The following is a 23513-nucleotide window of genomic DNA, read 5'->3' as shown; positions in this document are numbered from 1 at the left end:
TTTCCCGCAGGTCTCAACCGCGGTCCTTGATCACTCGCCCGATTGCCTGTCTGACTTCTCGGTAGCCCGGGTTCTCGACTGCGAACTCCGCGTCCGTACCCTCTAAAACGGCGCAGACCGTCTGCACGGCGAGCGACGAAGCCCGCAGGTCCGCCGCCGTGGTGTGAAAGCCTGTCTGCGGGAGACACAGGAAGCGCTCGGGCCCCAGGGTCACCAGGTCCTGCCAGGCAGGCGAGCGGCGCAGCCCATCGCTCGCCGCCCGTATCCCGCGATTCCCACTGAGGACCTGAAAGAGGGCGGCCGGATCAACGAGGTCTGGATGCCCGCAGTTGATCAGCAGTGCACCGTCCTTCATCTGCTCCAGATCGGTGCGGCCGATCTCCGGCCGCTCGCCCCGTGCAGGTCCGGGACGATGCAGACTCACTACGTTCGACATTGCCAGTAGCTCCGCCTTCTCGAGATATTGCGCCGAAGTAGCGGATTCGAACTCTGGCTTCCGGCGTGGACCGGAATAGACGACGCGCATGCCAAGACCGGCCGAAGCGATAGTGGCCACACGCGTACCGATACGGCCCGGGCCGATGACACCAAGGGTGAGACCACGCAGTTCCAACGCCGCAGGACCCATGGTTTCGGGCGTGATGAGCCCGTCAACTCCCGGACGAGCCACTGATCCGAGAATTGGTCGTGCCAGAGACAGCATGAGGAGGGTCGTGAATTCGGCCACGGAGTCGGCATTCGCGCCCGGGGTCGCGGAAAAGGCAATGCCGAGTTCCATGGCACGCTGCCAACCCGGCACGAGGCCCCGGTAATCGGAGCCCACGAAGGCCACAGCCTCTAGCAGATCCGCTTCCTCGAAGTGCTCGGCCTCCGGTTCCTCGTAACCGCCGATGACATACCCCGACGCGCCTAGCAGTGCCTGGCGGAGCTCAGCCCCGCTGATCTCGTCCTGCTCAAGTCTGCGTAGGGTGTACCCGCGGGCCTCGACCTCTTGGAGCGCCGAGGGGACGACCAGTGTGGTTCCGGTCACCAATACGATTCTGCCGTCGCTGCTCACACCGTCTCCCCGGGGGTTTTTGCGGAACGTCGGGCGCTGTCCAGGGCGTCCAGGCCCCGGCTGAACAAGTCCTTGTCGCGCAGGAGCGGCACGCGTATCCACTGCGATCCCGGATTGTCTGTGTCGCCGCGATCACGGTCCCAGTAGAAGCGGTCACCTGGCAGCACCTGCACTGACCGGGCTCGGCAGGCATCGATGACAGCGTCCCGGTTTTCCCCCAGGTGCAACCAGGCGACGCTTCGTTGGAATGCGTGCTCATCCGGAAGGTCCAGTGTGAGACTGAAACGTTGTTCCAGATGCCGTTGATTGGCGGCGGCGACAGCGCGAGCACGGGCGGCTTCCCCGTGCGGTCCGTCGTCCTCCAGCAGCGCCGCGAGCATCCGGATGTTGAGCTCCGAGACGTTGAGGAGTACATCGGTGCAGATGGAACCGAGGTCGCGGGCAAGGGCACGGGTAGCTGTGAGCACTCCGACCTTGGTGTCGTGCAAGGGGATGGCCTTGCCGGTGTCATCGACCGTCGTGACGTCGGCTCCGATGTCGTTTGCCATTTCGACGAGGTCCAGCTTCAGCCCTGGATCGAACATCCGGAATGACGCGTCAAGAACGAGAAGTATGTCGTGTCGAGCCGCCCACTCGAAAAGTGCGGATATCTGATCGGGTGACAGTATGGCGCCGGTCGGGTTGTTCGGCGCTACGACGACGAGTGCGCCGAGCTCCAGTGAGTCGAGGAAGCCGGTGTCGCAGTTCGGCAGGATTCGGTCTTCTGGGACGGGTACCAAATCCAGGCCGCTCCTGGCGAAGAGCGCCGGCACACTGTCGAAAGTCGGCGTGAGCATACCGATCGGCCCCTGCACCGACCGCAGGTACTTGGCGATCACATCCAGAGCGATGGAAGCGGAGTAGGTCAGGTAGGAAGAACGAACCGAGTAGGGCTGCCCGGTGTGGCGGGTGAGAGCTTCGCGGAACCAAGTTTCTGCCTCGAAGTAGTCGGACCCGGTATTGGTCAAGAGGTTGTGCGTTACCTCGGATATGCGTCGGACAGAGTCGGAGGACAGGGAGTGACGGGCGTGTGCGTCGGCCAGATTGATGATGCCGGCGGCGAGCGCGGGCCACTCGTGTTCGGTGAGTGAGTAAGTGGATGAGTCTGCCTTCACTGAGCTACCTCGCAGACGATCAGAGAGAACAAACCACGGGGTGAGTAGGTGCCGCACTCCAGGATTCGGATGTCCCGTATGCGACCGTCCAGCGCGTCGGTCAGTCGACGGATCGTCGGGACACGGGAATCGGAGCCGTCGTCGGCCGGCTCGTGCTCAAGTATCACGGTGAGCCGCCGGAGCCTGTGCGCCGCTCGGAGGACGACGGCGGATGCGATCTGGTCGTACGAGGCAAAGATGCCAGGCCCGATGCCGGTGCGAGCGGCCTTCGCCGCTGACAGGGCTAGTTCGGCCTCGGCCCGAAGCCCTGGTGGTACCTGGGGCCGTGGCGAGGAGAGGCCGAACGGCGGAGAGGTGTAGAGCACGGCGTGTCGTGCTTCCTCATGCAGTTCGTCCCATGTCTCCACCTGAGTCGCGTCACCCCACAGCACGCGCGACTTGGCGGACGCGCACGGGCTATCCGCCAGGTCCGCCAGTATTTCGTGGTCCGACACGGGATGTTCGGTGATCGCGCTCATGCGGCGAGTCACTGAAAGGCACGATGCCAGTGGTTGGTCAGGAGTCACCAGTGGAGGCACGGCTCGCGCGTGTCCGGATTCAGCCGTCGACTTGGCGAGACACACGCATGCCAGTAAGGGATCCCATTCGATACCGAAGAAGGGCAAGCCGAGCAGGCGCGCCGCGCAAGCCGAACTTCCGCCGCCGGCAAGGGGATCCACGAACAGGTCGGCCGCCGGGCACAGGTCCCGGACGATACGGGCCGTTGTGCGGACGTTTGACGCGTTCCTGGCCTGAAACCACCGGTCGATCGGTTCACATGGGTCCGGGAGATACTCCGTCAGCTTCCCTGGTGAGCAATATGCCTTCGGTAACGACGTCACAGCTCCACAGCCCTCTCACGAGCCCGGCAATCCGAAGCCTCACCTGAGTGCACTACCCTGCGAGCCCAGCGCATAAGAGCGCGATCAAGCCGGAACGGCGACGGCCCGTTCTCGCACGCCCCCGAACGCGAGCGCAAGGAGATCAGCCACCTATCGGTGTCGGGTAGGTGAGTCCGTGCCTGCTCGTCCGCGCTGGACCCGGTGGCGGACGCCCATGGCGCTGTCCGTCTCGTAACCCCGGTGCCCGACCCGAGAAACGTCTGCGGTCGCCGTTACCGGCTGGCCGTGCTGGTCACCGTTGCTGCGGCAAGTGTCCTGACCAGCGCCCGCCCTTCCGCTCCCGCCCCACCCGGCTGCGCTGGGCGGCGCTGCCCACCGCCACCGGCGAAGGACCCTTGCTCGAGCGGTTCACCCTCGCCGAGGACGAACTGCGCACCGTGCGGCTCCGGGTGCCCGAAGGCACCCTCGGCGCCGACCTCGCCGCGCTCTGCGACGACCTCGCCCTGCACGACTGGCTGCTCACCACCGTCGTCCGCATGCTCGACGGTCTCCGCCTGGGCACGGGAGCCGCAGAGGACGCCACCGCCGTCGTCAGAGCGCTGCGGCCGGCCGTCGACCACCTGCTGCACCTGTGGATGCCCCGGGCCAGGGTGGCCAGGGAACTGGCCCCGCTGTGGGACCCGCTGGAGGAGCGGCCCGGCTTCACCCGGCAGTGGCAGGCACTGGTGCAGCGCATCCGCGACCAGCTCACCCTGCACGCCATCCCCGCACCCCACCGGGAGGTGGAACCGGCCTCCTCACCGCCCGCCGTACTTCCGGGGGAGTAACGGCGGCCCCGCGTCACCCCGGGCAGTAGCCGTCGGCTCGGCCTCGCGCCCGACGTGTCGGCGCCCCGCCACCGGAAGTCTGGAGACGCACAGACCAGACATCCGACCGGAGGGGAGCCCGTCGCATGGGGGCAGCAAGGACACGTGAGGGGACACGCGGGGGACGGCGGCGGGCCGTGCCCTGGCTGGTGCTCGGGTTGTGGATCGCCGTGCTGGCGATCGCCTCGCCGTTCGCGGCGAAACTGTCCGACGTGCAGCGGGACCGGGCCGTCGACTACCTGCCGGCGAGCGCCGACTCGACCCAGGTCGCGAAGATCCAGGACCGGCTGCCGGGTGGCGAGGCCACCGAGATGGTCGTCGTCTACCACCGCGACGCCGGACTGACCGCCGCCGACAAGGCCACCGCCGCCGGCCAGATCGCCGAGATCGCGGGCGCGCACCGGCTGACCGAACGCCCGGCCGGCATCCCGTCCAAGGACGGCAGCACCCTCATGTACCCGGTCGCCTCCACCGAGCCCGGCCAGGACGAGGAGGCCCGCGACGCACTGGTCAACGCCGTACGGGACGTCGCCGAGGGAGGCGACGGGCTGAGCGTCGAGGTCGGTGGCGCGGGCGCCCTCGCCACCGACGCCGGCGAGGTCTACAACTCCCTCGACGGTCCGCTGCTCTACACCACCGCGGCCGTCGTCGCCCTGCTGCTGATCCTCATCTACCGCAGCCCCTTCCTGTGGCTCGTCCCGCTCGCCGTCGCCGGAATCGCCGACTACCTCTCCATGGGCGTCGCCTACGGCCTCAACCAGGGGTTCGGCACCTCGGTCTCCGGCCAGAGCGCCGGCATCATGACCATCCTCGTCTTCGGCGTCGGCACCGACTACGCGCTGCTGCTCGTCTCCCGCTACCGCGAGGAACTGCGCCGTATCGAGCGCCCCTACGACGCCATGGTCGCCGCCCTGCGCGGCTGCGGTCCCGCCGTGCTCGCCTCCTCCGGGACCGTCGCCGCCGGACTGCTCTGCCTGCTCGCCGCCGACCTCAACTCCAGCCGCGGCATGGGCCCGCTCGGCACCGTCGGCGTGCTGTGCGCGCTCGCCGCCATGCTGACCCTGCTGCCCGCGATCCTGGTCCTGCTGGGCCGCCGCGTCTTCTGGCCCCTCGTACCCCGCTACGGCAGCACGCCCAAGGCCCGCAGGTCGCTGTTCACCGCGATGGGCAGCTCCGCCGAACGCCGGCCCCGCACCGTCCTCGTCGGCGGTGCCGTACTCCTGGGCGCACTCGCCCTCGGGTCGCTCAACCTGCCCGGCTCCCTCAAGCAGGAGGACACCTTCACCACCCGGCCCGAGGCGATCGCCGCCATGGAGACACTCGCCGCCGCCTACCCGGAGAGCGGCACCCAGCCCATCACCGTCATCGCCCCCACCGACCGCGCCGACGCCGCGCTCGCCGAGGCCCGCGCCACCCGCGGCGTCGAGAGCGCCGAGACCGGTCGCAGCGGCGGCGGCTGGACCGAACTGACCGTACTGGCCTCCGCCCCGCCCCAGTCGGCGGCCGAGACCGCCACCATCGACGCCCTGCGCGACAAGCTCGACGGCTCCTACGTCGGCGGCCCCAGCGCCCAGCAGATCGACCTGGAGGACACCAACGCCCGGGACACCGTCGTCGTCGTACCGATCGTGCTGCTCTCGGTCCTGCTGATCCTCGCCGCCCTTCTGCGGTCCCTGGTCGCGCCGCTGATCCTGGTCGCCGCCGTCGTCGCCGTGTGGGGCGCGGCCCTCGGCATCGGCGGGCTGGTCTTCGGGCCCCTCTTCGGCTTCGAGGGCACCGACCCGGGCCTGGGCCTGCTGTCCTTCGTCTTCCTGGTGGCACTGGGCGTCGACTACGGCATCTTCCTGATGCACAGGATGCGCGAGGAGTCCCTGCACGGCGCCGAACCCACGCGGGCCGCGCTCACCGCGCTGCGTGCCACGGGCGGGGTCATCGCCTCCGCCGGACTCGTCCTCGCGGCCACCTTCGGGGTGCTCACCAACATGCCGATGGTGCAACTCGTCGAGCTGGGCTTCGTCATCGCGGTCGGTGTCCTCCTCGACACCTTCCTCGTCCGCACCTACCTGGTCACCAGCGCGAGCGTCGTCCTGCGGCGCCGGGTGTGGTGGCCGGGCCGCCTGTCCCGGGCGCCCGAGGGGGAGCCCCTGCCGGCGGCGGAGCGAGAGCCCGCCGGTGTCTGAGGTGCCCGACGACCGGAGTGCGCCCCTCCTCTCCCGGAGGGGCGCGTCCGTCACGGAGGATGGCCGCGTGCAGGCAACGACTCCGGCGGCGTCCCGGCCGTCCCGCCCCGGTGAGCGGATCATGGCCGCGATCAACCGCGACCCGCTCACCGCCCCGCACCGGGACCGCAACGACGCCGTGCTCGCCGTGTTCCTCGCCGCGGCGGCGGCCTGCATCGCGCTGCTCACCGACGAGGGCCGTCGCCCGGACGCGGTGGGCTGGACGCTGCTGCTCGTCGCCCACGTGCCGCTCGTGCGGCGCAGGCACCGTCCCCTGCTGGTGCTCTGCCTGGTGGCCGCTCCGGTCGCCGCCTTCCACGCCCTCGACCACAACCACTCCGCGCCCGGCCCGGCGACCATGACGGCCCTCTACACACTCGCGGCGACCGGCACGGTGCGCCGCACCCTGGTCGCCGGCTCCGCAGTCATCGGCGTGGGGCTGTCCATGAACGCCGTCACCAACCCCGACGGCATGGTCGAGCTGCTCCGGATCACCGGCTGGGTCGTCGCCGTCCTGTTCTGCGGCATCGACGTCCGCTTCTACCGGCACTACGTCGCCTCCATCGTCGAACGCGCCGAGCGCGCCGAACGCACCCGTGAGGAGGAGGCCCGGCGCCGCGTCGCCGAGGAACGCCTGCGCGTCGCCCGGGACCTGCACGACCTGCTCGCGCACAGCATCACCCTCATCGGCGTGCAGACCTCCGTCGCCGCCCACGTCCTGACCGCCGACCCCGAGCGTCTGGACCGGGCCGCCGTCGCCAAGGCCCTCGACGACATCGCCGAGACCTGCCGGAGCGCGCGCGGTGAACTGCGGACCACGCTGGAGGTCCTGCGGGAACGGGACGCGCCCGACGCCCGCGGTCCGCTGCCCGGACTGCACGGCCTGCCCGACCTGGCCGAGGCCGCCCGGCTGGCCGGAGCACGGGTGGACCTGTCGGTACGCGCCGACGACGTCCCGCCCGCGGTCGGCGCCGCCGCCTACCGGATCGTGCAGGAGGCGCTGACCAACGCCGTACGCCACGCGGGCCCGGAACCGTCCGTCCACGTCGAGGTGCACGCCGAGCGGGGTGCCCTGCGCCTGGCCGTGACCGACGACGGCATCGGTCCCGACCCGGACGGCACCCCCGGTTTCGGCCTCGTCGGCATGCGCGAGCGGGCCCGCAGCGTGGGTGGCACACTCGACGCCGGGCCGCGGGGCGGGGGCGCCGGCGGCTTCGAGGTGACGGCCGTGCTGCCGGCATCCGCGGCATCGGCGGCGCCTTCCGTCCCCGCCGCACCCCTGACGACCGTGACCCCGAAGAGAGACGACTGACGGATGACCATACGAGTGCTGCTCGCGGACGACCAGAACCTCGTCCGTGCCGCGTTCGCCCTGCTCGTCGCGTCCGCCCCCGACATGGAGGTCGTCGGCGAGGCGGGCACCGGCCGCCAGGCCGTCGACCTGGCCCGCACGGAACGCGCCGACCTGGTCGTCATGGACATCCGCATGCCCGACCTGGACGGCATCGAGGCGACCCGGCTCATCGCGTCCGACGAGGACCTCGCCGGTGTGAAGGTGCTGGTCCTCACCACCTACGACACCGACGACAACATCGTGGAGGCACTGCGGGCGGGCGCCTCGGGCTTCCTGGTGAAGGACACCAGGCCCGCCGACCTCCTCGACGCCATACGTACCGTGACGGCGGGCGACGCGCTTCTGTCGCCCGGCCCCACGGCACGGCTCATCGAGCGCTTCCTGCGCAGCCCTTCGGCGCCGGTGGCGGACGGCGGCGGCCCCGACTGCCTGTCGGACCGCGAACGCCAGGTGCTCACCCTGGTCGCACGCGGCCTCAACAACACGGAGATCGCCGACTCGCTGGGACTGAGCCCCCTGACCGCGAAGACCCACGTCAGCCGCATCATGGGCAAACTGGGAGCCCGGGACCGGGCGCAACTGGTCATCGTGGGCTACGAGTCGGGAATGGTCACGCCGGGCGCCGGCTACCCGCAATAGGTGTCCGCGCCCGGGCGCTCCCCGGTCGCCAGGAAGCGGGAGACCGTGCGGTCGCCGCAGGCGTTGCCCTCGGCGAGGTAGGCGTCGTGGCCGGTGGAGTCCACGGTGACCATGACCGCGCGCCGGCCGAGCGCCTCCCGCATCTCCAGGGCGCCGCTGAGCGGGGTGTTGACGTCCCGCTCGTTCTGTACGAGCAGGATGTTGGACGGCCCCCGGTCGGTGATCCGCACCGGCGCCTCGCGCGGCGGGTACGGCCAGGCGGCGCACAGCATCGCGTTGCGGGGCATCCCGGCGGTCAGCGGGTACTTGGCGCGGCTCTCGGTGACGTCCTTCTGGTACACGGCGGCCGACTTCGGCCAGGCGACGTCGTTGCACAGGACACCGGCGCCGACCGCGGTGACGTTCTGCAGTACGGCCTCGGGCGGCCCAGCGGGCGCGGGCGGCACGGTGCCCTGCCGCGCGGCCACCATCAGCTTCGCGAGCGTGGGGTAGCGGCTGGGGGACGCGAAGCTGTCCAGCATGGTCTGGCGCAGCACGTTGCCGTTCAGTTCCTCCGGGTTGGCGCCGGGCCACGGGATCGGCTCGCGGTCGAGCCGGGCGGCGAGCCGCAGGAACATCGGCCGCACGTCGGCGGCCTCGCGCGCGATGCGGTCCGGGTTGCCGGGCTTCGACGCCCAGGCGGCGAAGTGCGGGAAGACGTCCTCCACACCCTGTTCGTGCCCGGCGAGCCAGGCACGGTTGACGCGGGTGGGGTCCGGGTCGTCGACGCTGTCCAGCACGACGCGGTCGGTGCGGTGCGGGAAGAGTTGCGCGTACACCGCGCCGACGTACGTCCCGTACGAGACGCCCCACGCGGAGATCCTCCGCTCGCCGAGCGCGGCCCGGAGGCGGTCGATGTCGCGGGCCTCGTTGGCGGTGCTGAGGTGCCGCATCAGCTCGCCGCCGCTGCGGGCGCAGGCGTCGGCCATGCGCCGGGCGGTGACCATGTTCCCGTCCACCGAGCCGTCGGGAGCGGGCCAGGGGCGGAGCTTGGAGGTGGCGAGGTCGCCGTACTCCAGTCCGCAGTCGACGGCGGTGGAGGGGGCGAGGCCGCGGGGGGCGAACCCGATGAGGTCGTGGGTGTCCCGTACCTCCTGCGGCAGCTTCTGCCCCTTCTTCGACGGGTCGTTGAGACTGGAGCCGCCCGGCCCGCCGGCGATGAGGAACAGGGCCCCGCGCCGGGCGTCCGGGTTCTCGGCGGGGATGCGGGAGACGGCGATGTCGATGAGCGGGCCGGCGGGGTCGGCGTAGTCCATGGGGACCTGGAGGGTGGCGCACTGCTGGCGGGGATCGACGGTGCCACCGCCCTCGCAGTCCGTCCAGGTGAGCGGCTTGGACGGACCCGCGGTCGCGGAGGCCGTCGCGGTCACGGGCGCGGTGATGCCGAGGAGGGCGGTGGACACGCCGACGATGGCGGCGTTGCGGATGGTTCGCGTGCGCTGCGTCATACGACGACCCTCGCGGATGCCCAGGACCCTCCCCATCCGGGTAACAGCCTGAGATTCAGGGGGGATTACCCCAGTGCCACCACTCGGGGGCGCCCCTGACTCCCGTCAGTCCGTCGCCGCACGCCGCGCCAACCCGGCGACGAACCCCGTCCAGGCGGTTGGGGCGACGAGGACCACCGAGCCGTCGGCCACCTTGCTGTCCCGGACGGGGACGACACCGGGGACTCCGTCGGCGACCTCGACGCAGTCGCCGCCATTGCCGTCGCTGTGGCTGCTCTTGCGCCAGCGGGCGGCGCCGGGGAAGTCGTACGCGACCTCGACGCACTCCTCGCCGCCGTCGCCGCCGCTGTGGCTGCTCTTGCGCCAGCGGGCGTTGCTCAGGTCGCACTCGTGCATGGTCTGTACTCCTCCGCCACCGACTCGATCAGGGCCAGGGACGCCTCCGCCGAGAGCGCGGCGGCCCTGATGTGATCGTAAGACGCCCGAGTCCGCTTCACCACCACCGGTTCGTCCAGCAGATTTCCGGAAAACGCGCCTTCTGTATAGACCGTTGGTGGGGCGTCCTCGAACTCCATGAGCTTCAGCAGCTTGCCGATGGACGGATGCGCTCCCGCGGCGAACGGCAGTACCTGCACCACCACCTTGCGCCCTCGGACCAGCGACGCGATGTGGTCCAGCTCGCCTGCCATGACTGCCGGGCCACCGACGGGGATGCGCAAGGCCGTCTCGTGCAGCACCGCCCAATACAGGGGGCGTGCGGCGTCTTTGAGGACCCGTGTGCGGTCCATCCGCCCCTTGACCAACTCCTCGATGTACTCGTCGGCGGCCAGTGGACTGCCTGCCAGGAACATCGCCTGCGCGTACTCCCGCGTTTGGAGGAGCCCCGGGACCACCGACGGCGCGTAGTCGCAGATCTCCGTCGCCAGCCGCTCCAGCTCGGCCACATGGGCGAAGTACTCCGTGTACGGCTGCTCCTTGATGAGCTTTTTCCACAGCCGCTCGAAAATACCGTCGGTTTGCAGTACTCCGTCAATCCGCTGCGCCACATCCAGCTGCGGTTTGCGAATTGCCTGTTCGAACTGGCCGATGTACCCGCCGGAGACGAATACGCGCGACCCCAGCTCGACTTGGGTGATTCCGGCGTCCTCTCGCCGGCGTTTTAGTTCAATACCGAAGAACTCCCACGCCGCTTGCCGTGAACCGTTGGCCATGACCAACCCCCCTGCACTGACCAGCACTTGTAGTGCGCGAATTGCTCCCGATTGTAGTCACGGAGAGGCATCCTGGGGACACGAAGAGTGAAACCGTAAAAGGAAGGGGAACACGGTGGAGGCACGGCACGCGGCGCCCTGCGTCGAAGAAGCGGAGGTAACGGTGAAAGAATTGCGCGCAGCGCTCACTGAGGCAGGAATTACTCTGCCCTCACTCGGGCTGGACCCGGTGAGTCTTGCGCGGGAGGCCCCCTGTCCGCTCATCGAATTGGGCCGGTGTTCCGTCGAGACCGCGCGGCGACTCGCGGCGGTGCTGCGATGATGATGCCGCCGGTCGGGTCCTACGCCGTCGACGTCCGCAGCGGACGGGTCGGCGTCGTCATGGGGCACGAGGGGCCGTACGTGCAGATGCGGCCGTACGGCGGGGGCCGGGAGTGGGACGCCGCACCGGGTGACGTACGCCACGCCACCCCGTCCGAGCGGCTCAGCGCGGCGACGGCGTACACCAACGCCCGAAGCCGTGGTGAGGTGCCTTGAAGGCATGCGCGAGAATGGGCGTCATGAGTCTGTTCCGCGACGACGGCATCGTGCTGCGCACCCAGAAGCTGGGTGAGGCGGACCGGATCATCACATTGCTCACGCGCGGTCACGGACGCGTACGCGCCGTGGCCCGCGGGGTGCGGCGGACCAAGTCGAAGTTCGGGGCGCGGCTGGAGCCGTTCTCGCACGTGGACGTGCAGTTCTTCTCGAAGGGGAGCGAGCTGGTCGGGCGCGGGCTGCCGCTGTGCACGCAGAGCGAGACCATCGCGCCGTACGGCGGCGGGATCGTCACCGACTACCCGAGGTACACCGCCGGGACGGCCATGCTGGAGACGGCCGAGCGGTTCACGGACCACGAGGGCGAACCGGCGGTGCAGCAGTACCTGCTGCTGGTCGGCGGGCTGCGGACCCTCGCCCGGGGCGAGCACGCGCCGAACCTGGTGCTGGACGCGTTCCTGCTGCGCTCCCTCGCGGTGAACGGGTACGCCCCGACCTTCGGGGACTGCGCGAAGTGCGGCATGCCGGGACCCAACCGGTTCTTCTCGGTCGGCTCGGGCGGCTCCGTCTGCGCCGACTGCCGGGTGCCCGGCAGCGTCGTACCCTCGCCGCAGGCCCTGGAACTGCTCGGGGCGCTGCTCACGGGAGACTGGGCGACCGCGGACGCGTGCGAGCCGCGCCATGTCAGGGAGGGCAGCGGGCTGGTGTCCGCGTACCTGCACTGGCATCTGGAGCGCGGCCTGCGCTCCCTGCGGTACGTCGAGAAGTCCTAGAAGAACAGACAGTACGAGGAGACGAGAGACACATGGCCGTACGCGGGTTCCTGGGGCGTCAGCGCCGGGAGTACAGGACGCCGGAGCAGCACCCGTCCGGCGCGCGGCCCCCGAACCTCGGCGAGCTGGTGCCGGAGCATGTGGCGATCGTCATGGACGGCAACGGGCGCTGGGCCAAGGAGCGCGGGCTGCCGCGCACCGAGGGGCACAAGGTCGGGGCCGAGCGGGTGGTGGACGTGCTCCAGGGCGCGATCGAGATCGGCGTGGAGAACGTCTCCCTGTACGCCTTCTCCACCGAGAACTGGAAGCGGTCGCCGGACGAGGTGCGCTTCCTGATGAACTTCAACCGGGACTTCATCCGCAAGAGCCGTGACCAGCTCGACGCGCTGGGGATCCGGGTGCGCTGGGTGGGGCGGATGCCCAAGCTGTGGAAGTCGGTGGCCAAGGAGCTCCAGGTCGCCCAGGAGCAGACCAAGGACAACGACCGGCTCACTCTGTACTTCTGCATGAACTACGGCGGGCGCGCGGAGATCGCCGACGCCGCGCAGGCCCTCGCGGAGGACGTGCGGGCCGGGCGGCTCGATCCGTCGAAGGTGAACGAGAAGACGCTCGCGAAGTACCTGTACTACCCGGACATGCCGGACGTGGACCTCTTCCTGCGGCCGAGCGGTGAGCAGCGGACGTCCAACTACCTGCTCTGGCAGAGCGCGTACGCGGAGATGGTGTTCCAGGACGTGCTGTGGCCCGACTTCGACCGCCGGGACCTGTGGCGGGCCTGCCTGGAGTTCGCCTCCCGGGACCGGCGGTTCGGCGGCGCGATCCCGAACGAGGAGCTGCTCGCCATGCAGGGCCGGCCGGATCCTTCCAGCCCGTCCGGGGGCGCCCCCTTGGGGGGAGTCTGAGGACGAGGCCGTTCAGGCCGGCATGAGGGCTCGGGGCGAAGCCCCGGGCCCCACGGCTCAGCCGCCGGAGGCGTTCGCGCAGTCCGCGCAGGTGCCGAAGATCTCCACCGTGTGCGCGACGTTGACGTAGCCGTGCTCGGCGGCGATGGCCTCCGCCCACTTCTCGACCGCGGGGCCCTCGACCTCGACCGCCTTGCCGCAGGCGCGGCAGACCAGGTGGTGGTGATGGTCGTCGGTGGAGCAGCGGCGGTAGACGGACTCGCCCTCGGCGGTGCGCAGGACGTCGACCTCGCCGGCGTCGGCGAGGGACTGCAGGGTGCGGTAGACCGTGGTGAGTCCGACCGAGTCGCCCTTGTGCTTGAGCATGTCGTGGAGCTCCTGCGCGCTGCGGAACTCCTCGACCTCCTGGAGGGCCGCCGACACGGCGGCCCGCTGCCGGGTGGCGCGGCCCTTCACGGGCGGTCCAGCGGTCGTCACCGGTACTCCTCCTCACGTCTGCCGTCTGGGGCTTGCCGGGCCATTGTGCCAGCCCGGCCGCCCGGCAGTCAGACGCCGACCTCGTCGGTGGTCCCCCGGGTGGCCGGAATCTTGCACTCCGCCGGATCGGCGGCGGCCCGCGCCGCGGTGGCCGCCCGCGCGCGTCGCCGGGCCAGCGGCGCCGCCAGCGCGGTGAGCAGGACGAACGCGCCGATGGTGAGCAGCACGATGGTCGCGCCGGGCGGCACGTCCTGGTAGTACGACGTGACCGTGCCGCCGATGGTCACGCTGACGCCGATGGCGACGGCGATCGCGAAGGTGGCGGCGAAGCTGCGGGTGAGCTGCTGGGCCGCGGCCACCGGGACCACCATCAGCGCCGACACCAGCAGCAGCCCGACGACGCGCATCGCGACCGTCACCGTCACCGCCGCCGTGACGGCGGTCAGCAGGTTCAGCGCGCGCACCGGCAGGCCGGTGACCCGGGCGAACTCCTCGTCCTGGCTGACCGCGAACAGCTGGCGGCGCAGGCCGAGGGTGACCAGGACCACGAAGGCGGCCAGGACGCAGATCGCCGTGACGTCGGATTCGGAGACCGTCGACAGGGAGCCGAAGAGGTACGAGTTCAGGTTGGCGTTGGAGCCCGTCGGCGCCAGGTTGATGAACATCACGCCGCCGGCCATGCCGCCGTAGAAGAGCATGGCGAGGGCGATGTCGCCGCGGGTGCGGCCGTACCAGCGGATCAGCTCCATGAGGACCGCGCCGAGCACGGCGACCAGCGTGGCCATCCACACCGGGGACCAGGTGAGCAGGAAGCCGAGGCCGACGCCGGTCATCGCCACGTGGCCGATGCCGTCGCCCATGAGGGCCTGGCGGCGCTGGACCAGGTAGATGCCGACGGCGGGCGCGGTGATGCCGACCAGGACGGCGGCCAGCAGCGCCCGCTGCATGAAGGCGTAGTTCAGTATTTCCATGGGGGCCTACTCAGCTCAGCAGTCCGGTGCGGATCGGTTCGGCGCCGGCCGCCGCGTGCGGGTGTACGTGGTCGTGGCCGGGCAGCGCGTGCTGGCCGACCGCCTTGGGGGGCGGACCGTCGTGCAGGACGCAGCCGTCGCGGAGCACCACGGCCCGGTCGATCAGGGGCTCCAGGGGGCCCAGCTCGTGCAGGACGAGGAGAACGGTGGAACCGGCCGCGACCTGCTCGCGCAGGGTGGCGGCCAGGACCTCCTGGCTGGCCAGGTCGACGCCCGCCATCGGCTCGTCCATGATCAACAGCTCGGGTTCGGAGGCGAGCGCCCGGGCGATCAGTACGCGCTGGTGCTGGCCGCCGGAGAGGGCGTCCACGGAGTCCTTGGCCCGGTCCGCCATGCCGACCAGGTCGATGGCCCTGCGTACGGCCTCGTGGTCGGCCCCGCGCAGGATGCCGAAGCGGGCCCGGGAGAGCCGGCCGGAGGAGACGACCTCGGTCACCGTCGCGGGGACGCCGCCCGCGGCCGTGGTGCGCTGCGGGACGTAGCCCACGCGCGCCCAGTCGCGGAACCGGCGGCGCGGGGTGCCGAACAGTTCGATCTCGCCGTCCGTGACCGGTACCTGGCCGATGACGGTGCGTACGGCCGTGGACTTGCCCGAGCCGTTGGCGCCGAGCAGGGCGACGACCTCGCCGCGGCGCACGGTGAGGTCGATGCCGCGCAGGACGGGGCGTGAGCCGAGCTCGGCGCGGACGCCGCGCAGGGATATGACGGGCTCGTCGACGGGCCTGCTCACGGGCTCGTTCATGCCGCTGCCCTCCGGAGGGTTGATCATTTGGCTCCCAGAGCCGTCTGCAGTGCCTTGAGGTTGGCTTCCATGACCTGGAAGTAGTCGTCGCCGCGGGACTTGTCGGTGATGCCCTCGAGCGGGTCGAGGACGTCCGTCTTGAGGTTCGCGTCCTTGGCGACCGTCTTCGCGGTCTTGTCGCTGACGAGCGTCTCGTAGAAGATCGTGGAGACGCCGTCGGCCTTGGCCATCTTCTCAAGCTCCTTGACCCGGGCGGCGCTGGGCTCGGACTCGGGGCTGAGGCCGCTGATGGCCTCCTCGGTCAGGCCGTAGCGCTCGGCGAGGTAGCCGAAGGCGGCGTGCGTGGTGATGAAGACCTTGGTGTCCGTGTCCTTCAGGCCGGTCTCGAACTTCGTGTTCAGCTCGCCGAGCTTCTTGACCAGGGCCTCGGTGTTCTTCTTGTAGTCGGCGGCGTGGTCGGGGTCGGCCTTCTCGAAGGCCTTGCCGACACCCTCGGCGACCTCGGCGTACTTGACCGGGTCGAGCCAGATGTGGGGGTCCTTGCCGCCGGCCTCGTGGCTGTGGTCGTGGCCGTGCTCTTCCTCGGCGTGCTCTTCCCCCGCGTGCTCTTCCCCGGCGTGCTCTTCCTCGTGGGCGTGCTCGCCCTCGTGGTCGTGGCCGCCGGCCTCGGCTCCGTGCTCCTCCAGGGAGGTCAGCGTGGCCGCGTCGATCTTCGTCTTGACGCCGGACTGGCCGATGGCCTCGTCGACGGCGGGCTGGAGGCCCTTGAGGAAGAGCGCCGCGTCGGTCTCCTCCAGCTGTGCGCGCTGCTTGGTGCTGAGCTCCAGGTCGTGCGGCTCCTGGCCGGGCTCGGTGAGGCTGCTGACGTTGACGTGGTCGCCGCCTATCCGCTCGGCGAGGAAGGCCATGGGGTAGAACGACGCGACGACGTCGAACTTGTCCGTGTTGCCCGCCGCGGCGCTGTCGCCCGAGCAGGCGGAGAGGGTCCCGAGGCCGAGTGCGGCGGCCGCGGTGACTGCTATGCCGGATATGTGGCGTCGTCGTACGTTCATGGCATTCATTTTCAACAAATATGGAAACCGTTGTCAACTATCTACCGGTTCCGTGGGCCGGGGCAGGCGAGGGGCCGGGCGGGGGCCGGGTGGGGAGCCCGGGTGGCCCCCGATTTGGTCGAGGGGCAGTCCACGCCGGTAACCTGAGGCATTCTCTGGAAGCATCTCGCTTCGTCGCCCGTCGTCGTAATGAAGAGAGCACCGTGGCCGCCGACAAGATCGACACCATCGTCAGCCTGAGCAAGCGCCGTGGCTTCGTATTCCCGTGCAGTGAGATCTACGGCGGTCAGCGCGCCGCCTGGGACTACGGGCCGCTGGGTGTCGAGCTCAAGGAGAACCTCAAGCGCCAGTGGTGGCGCTACATGGTCACCTCGCGCGAGGACGTCGTCGGTCTCGACTCGTCCGTGATCCTGGCCCCCGACGTCTGGGTGGCCTCCGGCCACGTCGCCACCTTCACGGACCCGTTGACCGAGTGCACCTCCTGCCACAAGCGGTTCCGCGCGGACCACCTGGAAGAGGCCTACGAGGAGAAGAAGGGCCGCGCCCCGGAGAACGGCCTCGCGGACCTCAACTGCCCCAACTGCGGCAACAAGGGCACCTTCACCGAGCCCAAGCAGTTCTCGGGTCTGCTCTCCACCCACCTCGGCCCGACCCAGGACAGCGGCTCCGTCGCCTACCTGCGGCCCGAGACCGCACAGGGCATCTTCACCAACTTCGCCCAGGTGCAGACCACTTCGCGCCGCAAGCCGCCGTTCGGCATCGCCCAGATGGGCAAGTCCTTCCGCAACGAGATCACGCCCGGCAACTTCATCTTCCGGACCCGCGAGTTCGAGCAGATGGAGATGGAGTTCTTCGTCAAGCCGGGCGAGGACGAGAAGTGGCAGGAGTACTGGATGGAGCAGCGCTGGAACTGGTACACCGGCCTGGGCCTGCGTGAGGAGAACATGCGCTGGTTCGAGCACCCGGCCGAGAAGCTCTCCCACTACTCCAAGCGCACCGCCGACATCGAGTACCGCTTCTCCTTCGGCGGCAGCGAGTGGGGCGAGCTGGAGGGCGTCGCCAACCGGACGGACTACGACCTCTCCTCGCACGCCAAGGCCTCCGGCCAGGACCTCTCCTACTTCGACCAGGAGGCCGGCGAGCGCTGGACGCCGTACGTCATCGAGCCGGCGGCCGGTGTCGGGCGCGCGATGCTCGCCTTCCTGCTCGACGCGTACATCGAGGACGAGGCGCCGAACGCCAAGGGCAAGCTGGAGAAGCGCACGGTGCTGCGCCTCGACCCGCGCCTCGCGCCGGTGAAGGTCGCCGTCCTGCCGCTGTCCCGCAACCCGGAGCTGTCGCCCAAGGCCAAGGGCCTCGCCCAGGCGCTGCGGCAGAACTGGAACATCGACTTCGACGACGCCGGTGCGATCGGGCGCCGCTACCGGCGCCAGGACGAGATCGGTACGCCGTTCTGCGTGACGGTCGACTTCGACACGCTCGAGGACAACGCCGTGACGGTGCGGGAGCGGGACACGATGAAGCAGGAGCGGGTGTCTCTCGACCAGATCGAGGGGTACCTCGCGTCGCGGCTCGTCGGCTGCTGAACGCCTCGTCGCCGTTGAGGTACCGGGGGGCTTCGCCTCCTGGGCCTCGGGGACTGTGCCCGCCCCTCACCCGACTCGGTCGGGTGAGGGGCGGGCATTCGGCGTTTTCGCGGGCCTTGGTTCGCGCTTCAGCGGCCCGGGGGCGGCGCGCGCTCCCGCCCGGAGGCCGTGGCGAGCTCGTGGGGATGAGTGCCCGAAGTGCGGGAACCCGGAGAAATGCGGAAGGTGATGTTCCCAGGGTTTCCACAGCATGCGGTCCCCACGGCATGCACAGGGCGAGGACGAACAGTCATGGCTGAGCAGAAGTCGGCGCAGACGCTCCCGCGGCCGTTGCACGCGGCCGCGTCGGCGCTGCGGAAGGTGCCGGGCGCCGAGACGGTCGGCAAGGCCGCCGAGGGCGCGCTGGACAGGTTGGGAGCGGTGTCGCCGCGTGGGCGGCGGGTGGTCGTGTACACGGGCGCCGGGGTGCTGGGCATCGCCGGACTGGTGGAGTGGCCGGTGGCCGTCACCGGAGCGGCGGTGGCCTGGCTGACGCAGCCACGGCGCAAGGAGTCGCCGGGCGGGGGCGCCACGCGGGTGACGGGTCACGGGGCGAAGGCCTCCGGCGGGGGCGAAGCGGACGGCGGCGGTACGAAGAAGGCAGGTACGGCAGGTACGGAAGGTAGGGCCGGTACCGCCGAGGCGGGTGCGGCCGCGTCGGGTGCGGCGAAGAAGAGCACCGCTGCGGCGAAGAGCACCGCGCGGAGGACCGCCAAGAAGACCGCCGGAACGCAGACCGCCGCCAAGAAGAGCCCGGCGACGAAGAGCCCGGCGACGAAGAGCCCGGCGAAGACGAGCGCGGCCAAGACGAGTGCGGCCAAGACGAGTGCGGCGAAGACGGGCACCGCGAAGTCCGGTCCCGCCGAGAAGAGCACCGCGAAGGCGAGCCCGGCGAACAAGAGCACGGCCAAGACGACCACCGCCAAGAAGGCCACCGCCAGGAAGTCCACGACCGGAACCTCCCGGAGCACGTCCTCTCGCGGCACCTCCGGGACCAAGGCATCCACCAGCCGGCCCACCGGTACCCCCGGCGGCCGGAGCAGGAAGAAGACGGCGGCATCCACCCGGAAGGCGGGCTGAGAGACAACGATGGTCGGTGGACTTCTGACGCGTTCCCAGGACGCCGTCACCGGATTCGTCCTGGCCGGTCCCCGGCTGCTCGCGCGCGGCACCGCACCCGCGGTGGGCGCCGCGGCCGGTGCCGCGGCGGGCACCGCACGGGCCGGTGTGCGCGGCGCGGACTTCGCGGCCCGGGCGGCCCGGGTCGCCCGCGCCGCGCTGCCGGGCGGCACCCGGGACTGGCGGGCCGGACACCGGGCGCACCTCGCGCTCCGGCCGGCCTCGACGGAGAAGGTGCGCCGGGCGGGCGGCACGGAACACGTCGCGCGACGGGTGGCGACCGCCCTGACCGAGCACCCGGACGTGGCACTCGCCTACTGGGACACCGGCCTCGCCCGGCTCGTGGTGACCGCGACCGAGGAAGCGCTCACCGACCGGGTGGTGGACCGGGCCACCGAACTCGCCGAGCGGCACGGACTGACCCGGGCGGAGCAACGCGGACCGGGCGATCCGGTGGAGGAGTTGGCCCACCCCGGAGACCCGGCCTCGGTGCGCGTCGCGGCCACCGCCCTCGGGGCCGACGCCCTGGGCATCGCCGCCGCCGTGACCGGCGCGCGCCTGCGGCTGCCGCCCTCGCCCCGCCTGGTGACGGCCGTGGCGACGCTGCTGCGCGAGAACCCGACCTTCCGCGCCTGGCTGCGCGCACGGCTCGGCGCGCACGGCATGGACGTGGCGCTGGCCGCCGCCAACGCCGCCGTCCACGGCGCCGGCCAGAGCTACACCTCGCTGGTGCTCGACGGGGCGCTGCGCGTCTGCCAGCTGACGGAGGCGGTGACCCGGACGGCGACCTTCGAGGTCGTGCACGACCGGCTCTGCCTCCCGGGCCGGGCCAGTCTGCCCGCCGACCCCGCCCTGCGACCGCCGCTGCGGAGCACCCCCGCCCAGGACTACGCCGCCCACGCCTCGACCGGCAGTGTGGCGGGCGCGGCGGCGACCCTGCTGGTCAAGCACGACGTGGCCGAGGCCGCCGAGGCGGTGCTGGCCGGCTCGCCCAAGGCCGCGCGCTACGGCCCCGCCGCCTTCCACGCCGTACTGAGCGCCGCGCTGTCCCGCACCGGCGTACTCGTACGTGACCCCGAACGGCTGCGGCAGCTGGAGATGGCCGCCACGGTCGTCCTGCATCCCAGCGCGCTGCGGGTGCCGGACGCGGGCGCGGACCCGTGGACCGAGGACGTGCTGGACGCGGCGCGGCGCGCGGGACTGCGCGTGGTGATGGTGGAGGACCCGGCACTGGCCGACTTCACCGGCCTCGCGGACCAAGTGGTGAGCGCGAAGCGGCCGTTGCGGGAGGTCGTGGACGAACTGCGCGCGGAGGGCGCCGTCGTCACCGTCGTACGGCCCCGGCCCGGCGACGACGAGACGGTGACCGCCGGGCTGCTCGGCGGGGACGTGGCCGTCGCGCTGGCCGACGGGGACTGCCCGGTGGCGTGGGGCGCGGACGTGCTCGCGCCGCAAGGGCTCCCCGACGTGTGGCGGCTGCTGCGGGCGGTGCCGGCGGCCCGCGCGATCGGGCACCGGTCGCAGACGCTGGCCCGCTCCGGGGCGGCGCTGTCCGGGCTGCTGGTGGCGGTCGGCGAGGCGCGCGGCAAGGGCGACAGCGGTGGCGGGGGCGTCGGTTCGGCGCTGTCCGGGCTGCGGCACGCGCCGGTCGACGTGAGCGCGGCGGCGGCCCTGCTGTCCGGGACGCGCGCCGCCCTCGGCGTGGCGATGGCCCGCGCCCCGCACCCCCGGGCGCGGGTGGCGTGGCACGCGCTGGACCCGGACGACGTACGGGACCGGCTGGACCACGAGCGCGAGCCCGAGCCGACCGTCGTCGAGCAGGCCATGGGCCGGCTGCACGCGGTCGCCGACCGGGCGGGCCGGGTACGGGCACTGGCCCCCGCGCGCTGGTCGTGGCAACTGGCCCGGGCCGTACGCGGTGAGCTGGACGATCCGCTCACCCCCGTGCTGGCGGTCGGCTCGGCCGCTTCGGCGATCCTCGGCTCGGTCGTGGACGCCCTGCTGGTGGTCGGGGCGCTCGACCTGAACGCGCTGGTCGGCGGGTTCCAGCGACTGCGCGCCGAACGGGCGCTGTCGGGGCTGCTGGCGGAGCAGAAGCAGAAGGCGCGGGTCGCCGAGGAGCCCCCGAGGGAGGGCGCGGACCCCACGCCGGAGCCCACGCGGGACGGCGAGTCGCGGATCATGGACGCGGCCAAGCTGCACCCGGGCCATGTGATCGAGCTGAAGGCGGACGACGTCGTGCCCGCCGACGCCCGGCTGCTGTGGGAGGACGGCCTGGAGGTGGACGAGTCCGCGCTGACCGGTGAGTCGCTGCCGGTGGACAAGTGCGTGGACCCGGCGCCCCGCGCCCCGGTCGCCGAGCGGTTCTGCATGGTCTTCGAGGGCACGACCGTGGTGGCCGGACGGGCCCAGGCCGTCGTCGTCGACACGGGCGACCACACCGAGTCGGCGCGGGCGGTCGCGCTGGCCGCCCGTACGCCCTCGGCGGCCGGAGTGCAGGCCAGGCTTCAGGAACTCACCCGCAAGGCGCTCCCGCTCACCCTGGCCGGCGGGGCCGCCGTGACCGGCCTCTCGCTGCTGCGCGGGGCGCCGATCCGGCAGGCCGTCGCCGGTGGTGTGTCGGTGGCGGTGGCCGCCGTGCCCGAGGGGCTGCCGCTGGTGGCGACGGTGGCGCAACTGGCCGCGGCCCGCCGGCTCAGCCGCCGCGGGGTCCTCGTGCGCACCCCGCGCACGCTGGAGGCGCTGGGCCGCATGGACACCATCTGCTTCGACAAGACGGGCACGCTCACCGAGAACAAGCTGCGGCTGACGCGGGTCGCCGGCGCCGACGGCACGGTCCGCAAGGTGGACGACCCGGACGCCGCCGGCGCCGTACGGATCGCCGCGCGCGCCTGCCCCCGCCTGGACGGCGAGGGCACCCGCCCCACCCACGCCACCGACGAGGCCGTACTGGACGCCGCCGGGGACGACCCGCGGTGGACGCAGGACGAGGGACTGCCCTTCGAGACCTCCCGCGGCTACGCCGCCGCCGTCGGACGGGACGGGGACGGCGCGCCGGTACTGGTCGTCAAGGGCGCCCCGGAGACCGTGCTGCCCGCCTGCGCCGACCTGCCGTCGCACGCCTCGGAGGTGGCGCAGACCCTGGCCCGCGACGGACTGCGCATCATCGCGGTGGCCAGCCGGCCCCTGCGCCGGGGCGAGAAGGCGGCCGACGTACTCGAACAGCAGCCGTCCAAGCTGGAGTTCACCGGAATGCTCGCGCTGGCCGACGTGGCCCGCGAGACGTCCCCAGCGCTGGTGCGCGGGCTGCGCGAGGCGGGCGTACGGCCCGTGGTGCTGACCGGCGACCATCCGCAGACCGCCCACGCCATCGCCGTCGACCTGGGCTGGCCCGAGGACGCGACCGTGGTCACCGGCGACGAACTCGCCGCCGCCGACCGCACGGTCCGCTCCCGCATGCTGCGCGACGCGGACGTCGTGGCCCGGGTGGCGCCCGAGCAGAAACTCCAGGTCGTCGAGTCCCTGCGGGACGCCGGCCGGGTCGTCGGCATGGTCGGCGACGGTGCCAACGACGCCGCCGCCATCCGCGCCGCCGACATCGGCGTCGGCATCAGCGCCCGCGGTTCGGCCGCCGCCCGCAACGCCGCCGACCTGGTCGTCACGGGCGACGACCTGCTGGTCCTGGTGGAGGCGGTCCGGGAGGGCCGGGCGCTGTGGCACAGCGTCGCCGACGCCATCGCCATCCTGATCGGCGGCAACGCGGGCGAGGTCGGCTTCGGCATCCTCGGTACCGTCCTCGGCGGCGCCGCCCCGCTGTCCACCCGGCAGATGCTGCTGGTCAACCTGTTCACCGACCTGTTCCCCGCGATGGCGGTGGCGGTGACGCCCACCGGGGACCCCGAGCAGGAGGAGGCCGACGCGGGCACGCCGCTCGGCACGGCCGTGCTGGGCGAACCCCTGATCCGCCAGATCCGGCACCGGGCGCTGACCACGGCACTCGGCGCGACCGCGGCCTGGCTCTTCGGCCGCTTCACGCCGGGCACGGGTCGCCGCTCGACGACGATGGCCCTGTGCGCCGTGGTCGGCACCCAGCTCGCCCAGACCCTGGCCGACCGCCGCGGCAGCCGCCTGGTCCAGGTCACGTCGTTGGGCTCCGCCGCGGCCCTGGTCGCCCTGGTCCAGACCCCGGGCGCCAGCCAGCTCTTCGGCTGCACCCCGCTGGGCCCGGTGGCCTGGGCGGGCGTGGCCGCGGCGATCGCCCTGGCACTGGCGGGGCAGCGGGCGCTGCCGCAGGTGGAGGAGGCGGTCGTGAAGTACTGGCCGAAGGTGGCGGAGCGGCTGCCGGCGGCGGCGCGGAGCGTTCTGGCGTGAGCGCGGGCCCGGGGCG

Annotated in this window: 20 protein-coding genes and 1 pseudogene; 11 read left to right on the top strand and 10 right to left on the bottom strand. The window is 71.6% G+C overall.

Annotation, left to right across the window (positions count from 1 at the left end):
- Window positions 1-13: 13 nt before the first annotated feature.
- From QC283_RS00720 to QC283_RS00710, 3 genes are read right to left on the bottom strand one after another with little or no spacing between them, the layout of a single operon-like run.
- Window positions 14-1057, bottom strand: coding sequence for an NAD(P)-dependent oxidoreductase (locus tag QC283_RS00720; RefSeq protein ID WP_279559311.1), 1044 nt, complete (start codon window positions 1055-1057; stop codon window positions 14-16).
- The gene (locus tag QC283_RS00715; protein ID WP_279559310.1) at window positions 1054-2211 is read right to left on the bottom strand and encodes a pyridoxal phosphate-dependent aminotransferase; all 1158 of its coding nucleotides are present in this window, start codon (window positions 2209-2211) and stop codon (window positions 1054-1056) included. Before QC283_RS00715 ends, QC283_RS00720 begins: the two co-directional genes overlap by 4 nt.
- Window positions 2208-2729, bottom strand: coding sequence for a hypothetical protein (locus QC283_RS00710; protein WP_279559309.1), 522 nt, complete (start codon window positions 2727-2729; stop codon window positions 2208-2210). The genes QC283_RS00715 and QC283_RS00710 overlap by 4 nt, the downstream gene beginning before the upstream one ends.
- A gap of 680 nt (window positions 2730-3409) precedes the next feature.
- Here QC283_RS00710 and QC283_RS00705 point away from each other — a divergent pair.
- From QC283_RS00705 to QC283_RS00690, 4 genes and pseudogenes are all read left to right on the top strand, one after another.
- Window positions 3410-3919, top strand: a pseudogene (locus QC283_RS00705) (SCO2521 family protein); the annotation flags it as partial.
- 125 nt (window positions 3920-4044) lie between these two features.
- Window positions 4045-6138 carry an MMPL family transporter gene (locus QC283_RS00700; protein WP_279559308.1) on the top strand — a complete coding sequence of 698 codons (2094 nt, stop codon included), beginning with the start codon at window positions 4045-4047 and terminating at the stop codon, window positions 6136-6138.
- 67 nt (window positions 6139-6205) lie between these two features.
- The gene (locus tag QC283_RS00695) at window positions 6206-7489 is read left to right on the top strand and encodes a sensor histidine kinase (protein WP_279559307.1); all 1284 of its coding nucleotides are present in this window, start codon (window positions 6206-6208) and stop codon (window positions 7487-7489) included.
- 3 nt (window positions 7490-7492) lie between these two features.
- Window positions 7493-8170 carry a response regulator transcription factor gene (locus QC283_RS00690; RefSeq protein ID WP_279559306.1) on the top strand — a complete coding sequence of 226 codons (678 nt, stop codon included), beginning with the start codon at window positions 7493-7495 and terminating at the stop codon, window positions 8168-8170.
- Here QC283_RS00690 and QC283_RS00685 read toward each other — a convergent pair.
- From QC283_RS00685 to QC283_RS00675, 3 genes are all read right to left on the bottom strand, one after another.
- Window positions 8158-9657: an alpha/beta hydrolase gene (locus QC283_RS00685; protein ID WP_279559305.1), complete on the bottom strand. Its 1500-nt coding sequence runs from the start codon at window positions 9655-9657 to the stop codon at window positions 8158-8160. The two genes, QC283_RS00690 and QC283_RS00685, sit on opposite strands and share 13 nt — an antisense overlap.
- Window positions 9658-9762: 105 nt before the next feature.
- Window positions 9763-10053: a DUF397 domain-containing protein gene (locus QC283_RS00680; RefSeq protein WP_279559304.1), complete on the bottom strand. Its 291-nt coding sequence runs from the start codon at window positions 10051-10053 to the stop codon at window positions 9763-9765.
- On the bottom strand, window positions 10035-10868 hold the full coding sequence (locus QC283_RS00675; RefSeq protein WP_279559303.1) for a helix-turn-helix domain-containing protein: 834 nt from the start codon (window positions 10866-10868) through the stop codon (window positions 10035-10037). The genes QC283_RS00680 and QC283_RS00675 overlap by 19 nt, the downstream gene beginning before the upstream one ends.
- 115 nt (window positions 10869-10983) lie before the next feature.
- Here QC283_RS00675 and QC283_RS00670 point away from each other — a divergent pair, with 115 nt between their 5' ends.
- From QC283_RS00670 to QC283_RS00655, 4 genes are read left to right on the top strand one after another with little or no spacing between them, the layout of a single operon-like run.
- Window positions 10984-11190: a hypothetical protein gene (locus QC283_RS00670; protein WP_279559302.1), complete on the top strand. Its 207-nt coding sequence runs from the start codon at window positions 10984-10986 to the stop codon at window positions 11188-11190.
- Entirely contained in the window at window positions 11190-11405 is a 216-nt protein-coding gene (locus QC283_RS00665) for a hypothetical protein (protein WP_279559756.1), read from the top strand. Before QC283_RS00670 ends, QC283_RS00665 begins: the two co-directional genes overlap by 1 nt.
- A 23-nt stretch (window positions 11406-11428) precedes the next feature.
- Window positions 11429-12178 (top strand): DNA repair protein RecO, encoded by a 750-nt coding sequence (recO, locus tag QC283_RS00660; protein ID WP_279559301.1) that lies wholly within the window; start codon window positions 11429-11431, stop codon window positions 12176-12178.
- Window positions 12179-12210: 32 nt separating this feature from the next.
- The gene (locus tag QC283_RS00655; protein ID WP_279559300.1) at window positions 12211-13080 is read left to right on the top strand and encodes an isoprenyl transferase; all 870 of its coding nucleotides are present in this window, start codon (window positions 12211-12213) and stop codon (window positions 13078-13080) included.
- Window positions 13081-13137: 57 nt separating this feature from the next.
- Here the strand turns inward: QC283_RS00655 and QC283_RS00650 are convergent, their stop codons facing one another.
- From QC283_RS00650 to QC283_RS00635, 4 genes are all read right to left on the bottom strand, one after another.
- Complete coding sequence (locus QC283_RS00650) at window positions 13138-13557, bottom strand: Fur family transcriptional regulator (RefSeq protein ID WP_279559299.1); 420 nt, start codon at window positions 13555-13557, stop codon at window positions 13138-13140.
- 68 nt (window positions 13558-13625) lie between these two features.
- Window positions 13626-14528, bottom strand: coding sequence for a metal ABC transporter permease (locus tag QC283_RS00645; protein WP_279559298.1), 903 nt, complete (start codon window positions 14526-14528; stop codon window positions 13626-13628).
- 10 nt (window positions 14529-14538) lie between these two features.
- Window positions 14539-15357, bottom strand: coding sequence for a metal ABC transporter ATP-binding protein (locus QC283_RS00640; RefSeq protein WP_383529041.1), 819 nt, complete (start codon window positions 15355-15357; stop codon window positions 14539-14541).
- The gene (locus tag QC283_RS00635; protein WP_279559297.1) at window positions 15354-16382 is read right to left on the bottom strand and encodes a metal ABC transporter substrate-binding protein; all 1029 of its coding nucleotides are present in this window, start codon (window positions 16380-16382) and stop codon (window positions 15354-15356) included. Before QC283_RS00635 ends, QC283_RS00640 begins: the two co-directional genes overlap by 4 nt.
- A gap of 203 nt (window positions 16383-16585) precedes the next feature.
- On the opposite strand from QC283_RS00635, the gene QC283_RS00630 reads away from it, so the two are divergent.
- From QC283_RS00630 to QC283_RS00620, 3 genes are all read left to right on the top strand, one after another.
- Window positions 16586-17968, top strand: a complete 1383-nt coding sequence (locus QC283_RS00630) for a glycine--tRNA ligase (RefSeq protein ID WP_279559296.1) — start codon at window positions 16586-16588, stop codon at window positions 17966-17968.
- A gap of 291 nt (window positions 17969-18259) precedes the next feature.
- Window positions 18260-19087, top strand: a complete 828-nt coding sequence (locus tag QC283_RS39430; RefSeq protein ID WP_336620614.1) for a hypothetical protein — start codon at window positions 18260-18262, stop codon at window positions 19085-19087.
- Between the two features lie 9 nt (window positions 19088-19096).
- Window positions 19097-23497, top strand: coding sequence for a cation-translocating P-type ATPase (locus QC283_RS00620; RefSeq protein WP_279559295.1), 4401 nt, complete (start codon window positions 19097-19099; stop codon window positions 23495-23497).
- Window positions 23498-23513: the final 16 nt, after the last annotated feature.

The organism is Streptomyces sp. DH41 (assembly GCF_029813785.1).
Taxonomy (GTDB): domain Bacteria; phylum Actinomycetota; class Actinomycetes; order Streptomycetales; family Streptomycetaceae; genus Streptomyces.
This window is presented reverse-complemented; position numbering and strand designations above follow the sequence as displayed.

Coding starts and splice junctions, on each gene's coding strand:
- QC283_RS00690 (WP_279559306.1), top strand. CDS start 7,493: ATGACCATACGAGTGCTGCTCGCGGACGACCAGAACCTCGTCCGTGCC.
- QC283_RS00655 (WP_279559300.1), top strand. CDS start 12,211: ATGGCCGTACGCGGGTTCCTGGGGCGTCAGCGCCGGGAGTACAGGACG.
- QC283_RS00700 (WP_279559308.1), top strand. CDS start 4,045: ATGGGGGCAGCAAGGACACGTGAGGGGACACGCGGGGGACGGCGGCGG.
- QC283_RS00635 (WP_279559297.1), bottom strand. CDS start 16,382: ATGAACGTACGACGACGCCACATATCCGGCATAGCAGTCACCGCGGCC.
- QC283_RS00640 (WP_383529041.1), bottom strand. CDS start 15,357: ATGATCAACCCTCCGGAGGGCAGCGGCATGAACGAGCCCGTGAGCAGG.
- QC283_RS00710 (WP_279559309.1), bottom strand. CDS start 2,729: ATGAGCGCGATCACCGAACATCCCGTGTCGGACCACGAAATACTGGCG.
- QC283_RS00620 (WP_279559295.1), top strand. CDS start 19,097: ATGGTCGGTGGACTTCTGACGCGTTCCCAGGACGCCGTCACCGGATTC.
- QC283_RS00645 (WP_279559298.1), bottom strand. CDS start 14,528: ATGGAAATACTGAACTACGCCTTCATGCAGCGGGCGCTGCTGGCCGCC.
- recO (WP_279559301.1), top strand. CDS start 11,429: ATGAGTCTGTTCCGCGACGACGGCATCGTGCTGCGCACCCAGAAGCTG.
- QC283_RS00680 (WP_279559304.1), bottom strand. CDS start 10,053: ATGCACGAGTGCGACCTGAGCAACGCCCGCTGGCGCAAGAGCAGCCAC.
- QC283_RS00675 (WP_279559303.1), bottom strand. CDS start 10,868: ATGGCCAACGGTTCACGGCAAGCGGCGTGGGAGTTCTTCGGTATTGAA.
- QC283_RS00685 (WP_279559305.1), bottom strand. CDS start 9,657: ATGACGCAGCGCACGCGAACCATCCGCAACGCCGCCATCGTCGGCGTG.
- QC283_RS00665 (WP_279559756.1), top strand. CDS start 11,190: ATGATGCCGCCGGTCGGGTCCTACGCCGTCGACGTCCGCAGCGGACGG.
- QC283_RS39430 (WP_336620614.1), top strand. CDS start 18,260: ATGGCTGAGCAGAAGTCGGCGCAGACGCTCCCGCGGCCGTTGCACGCG.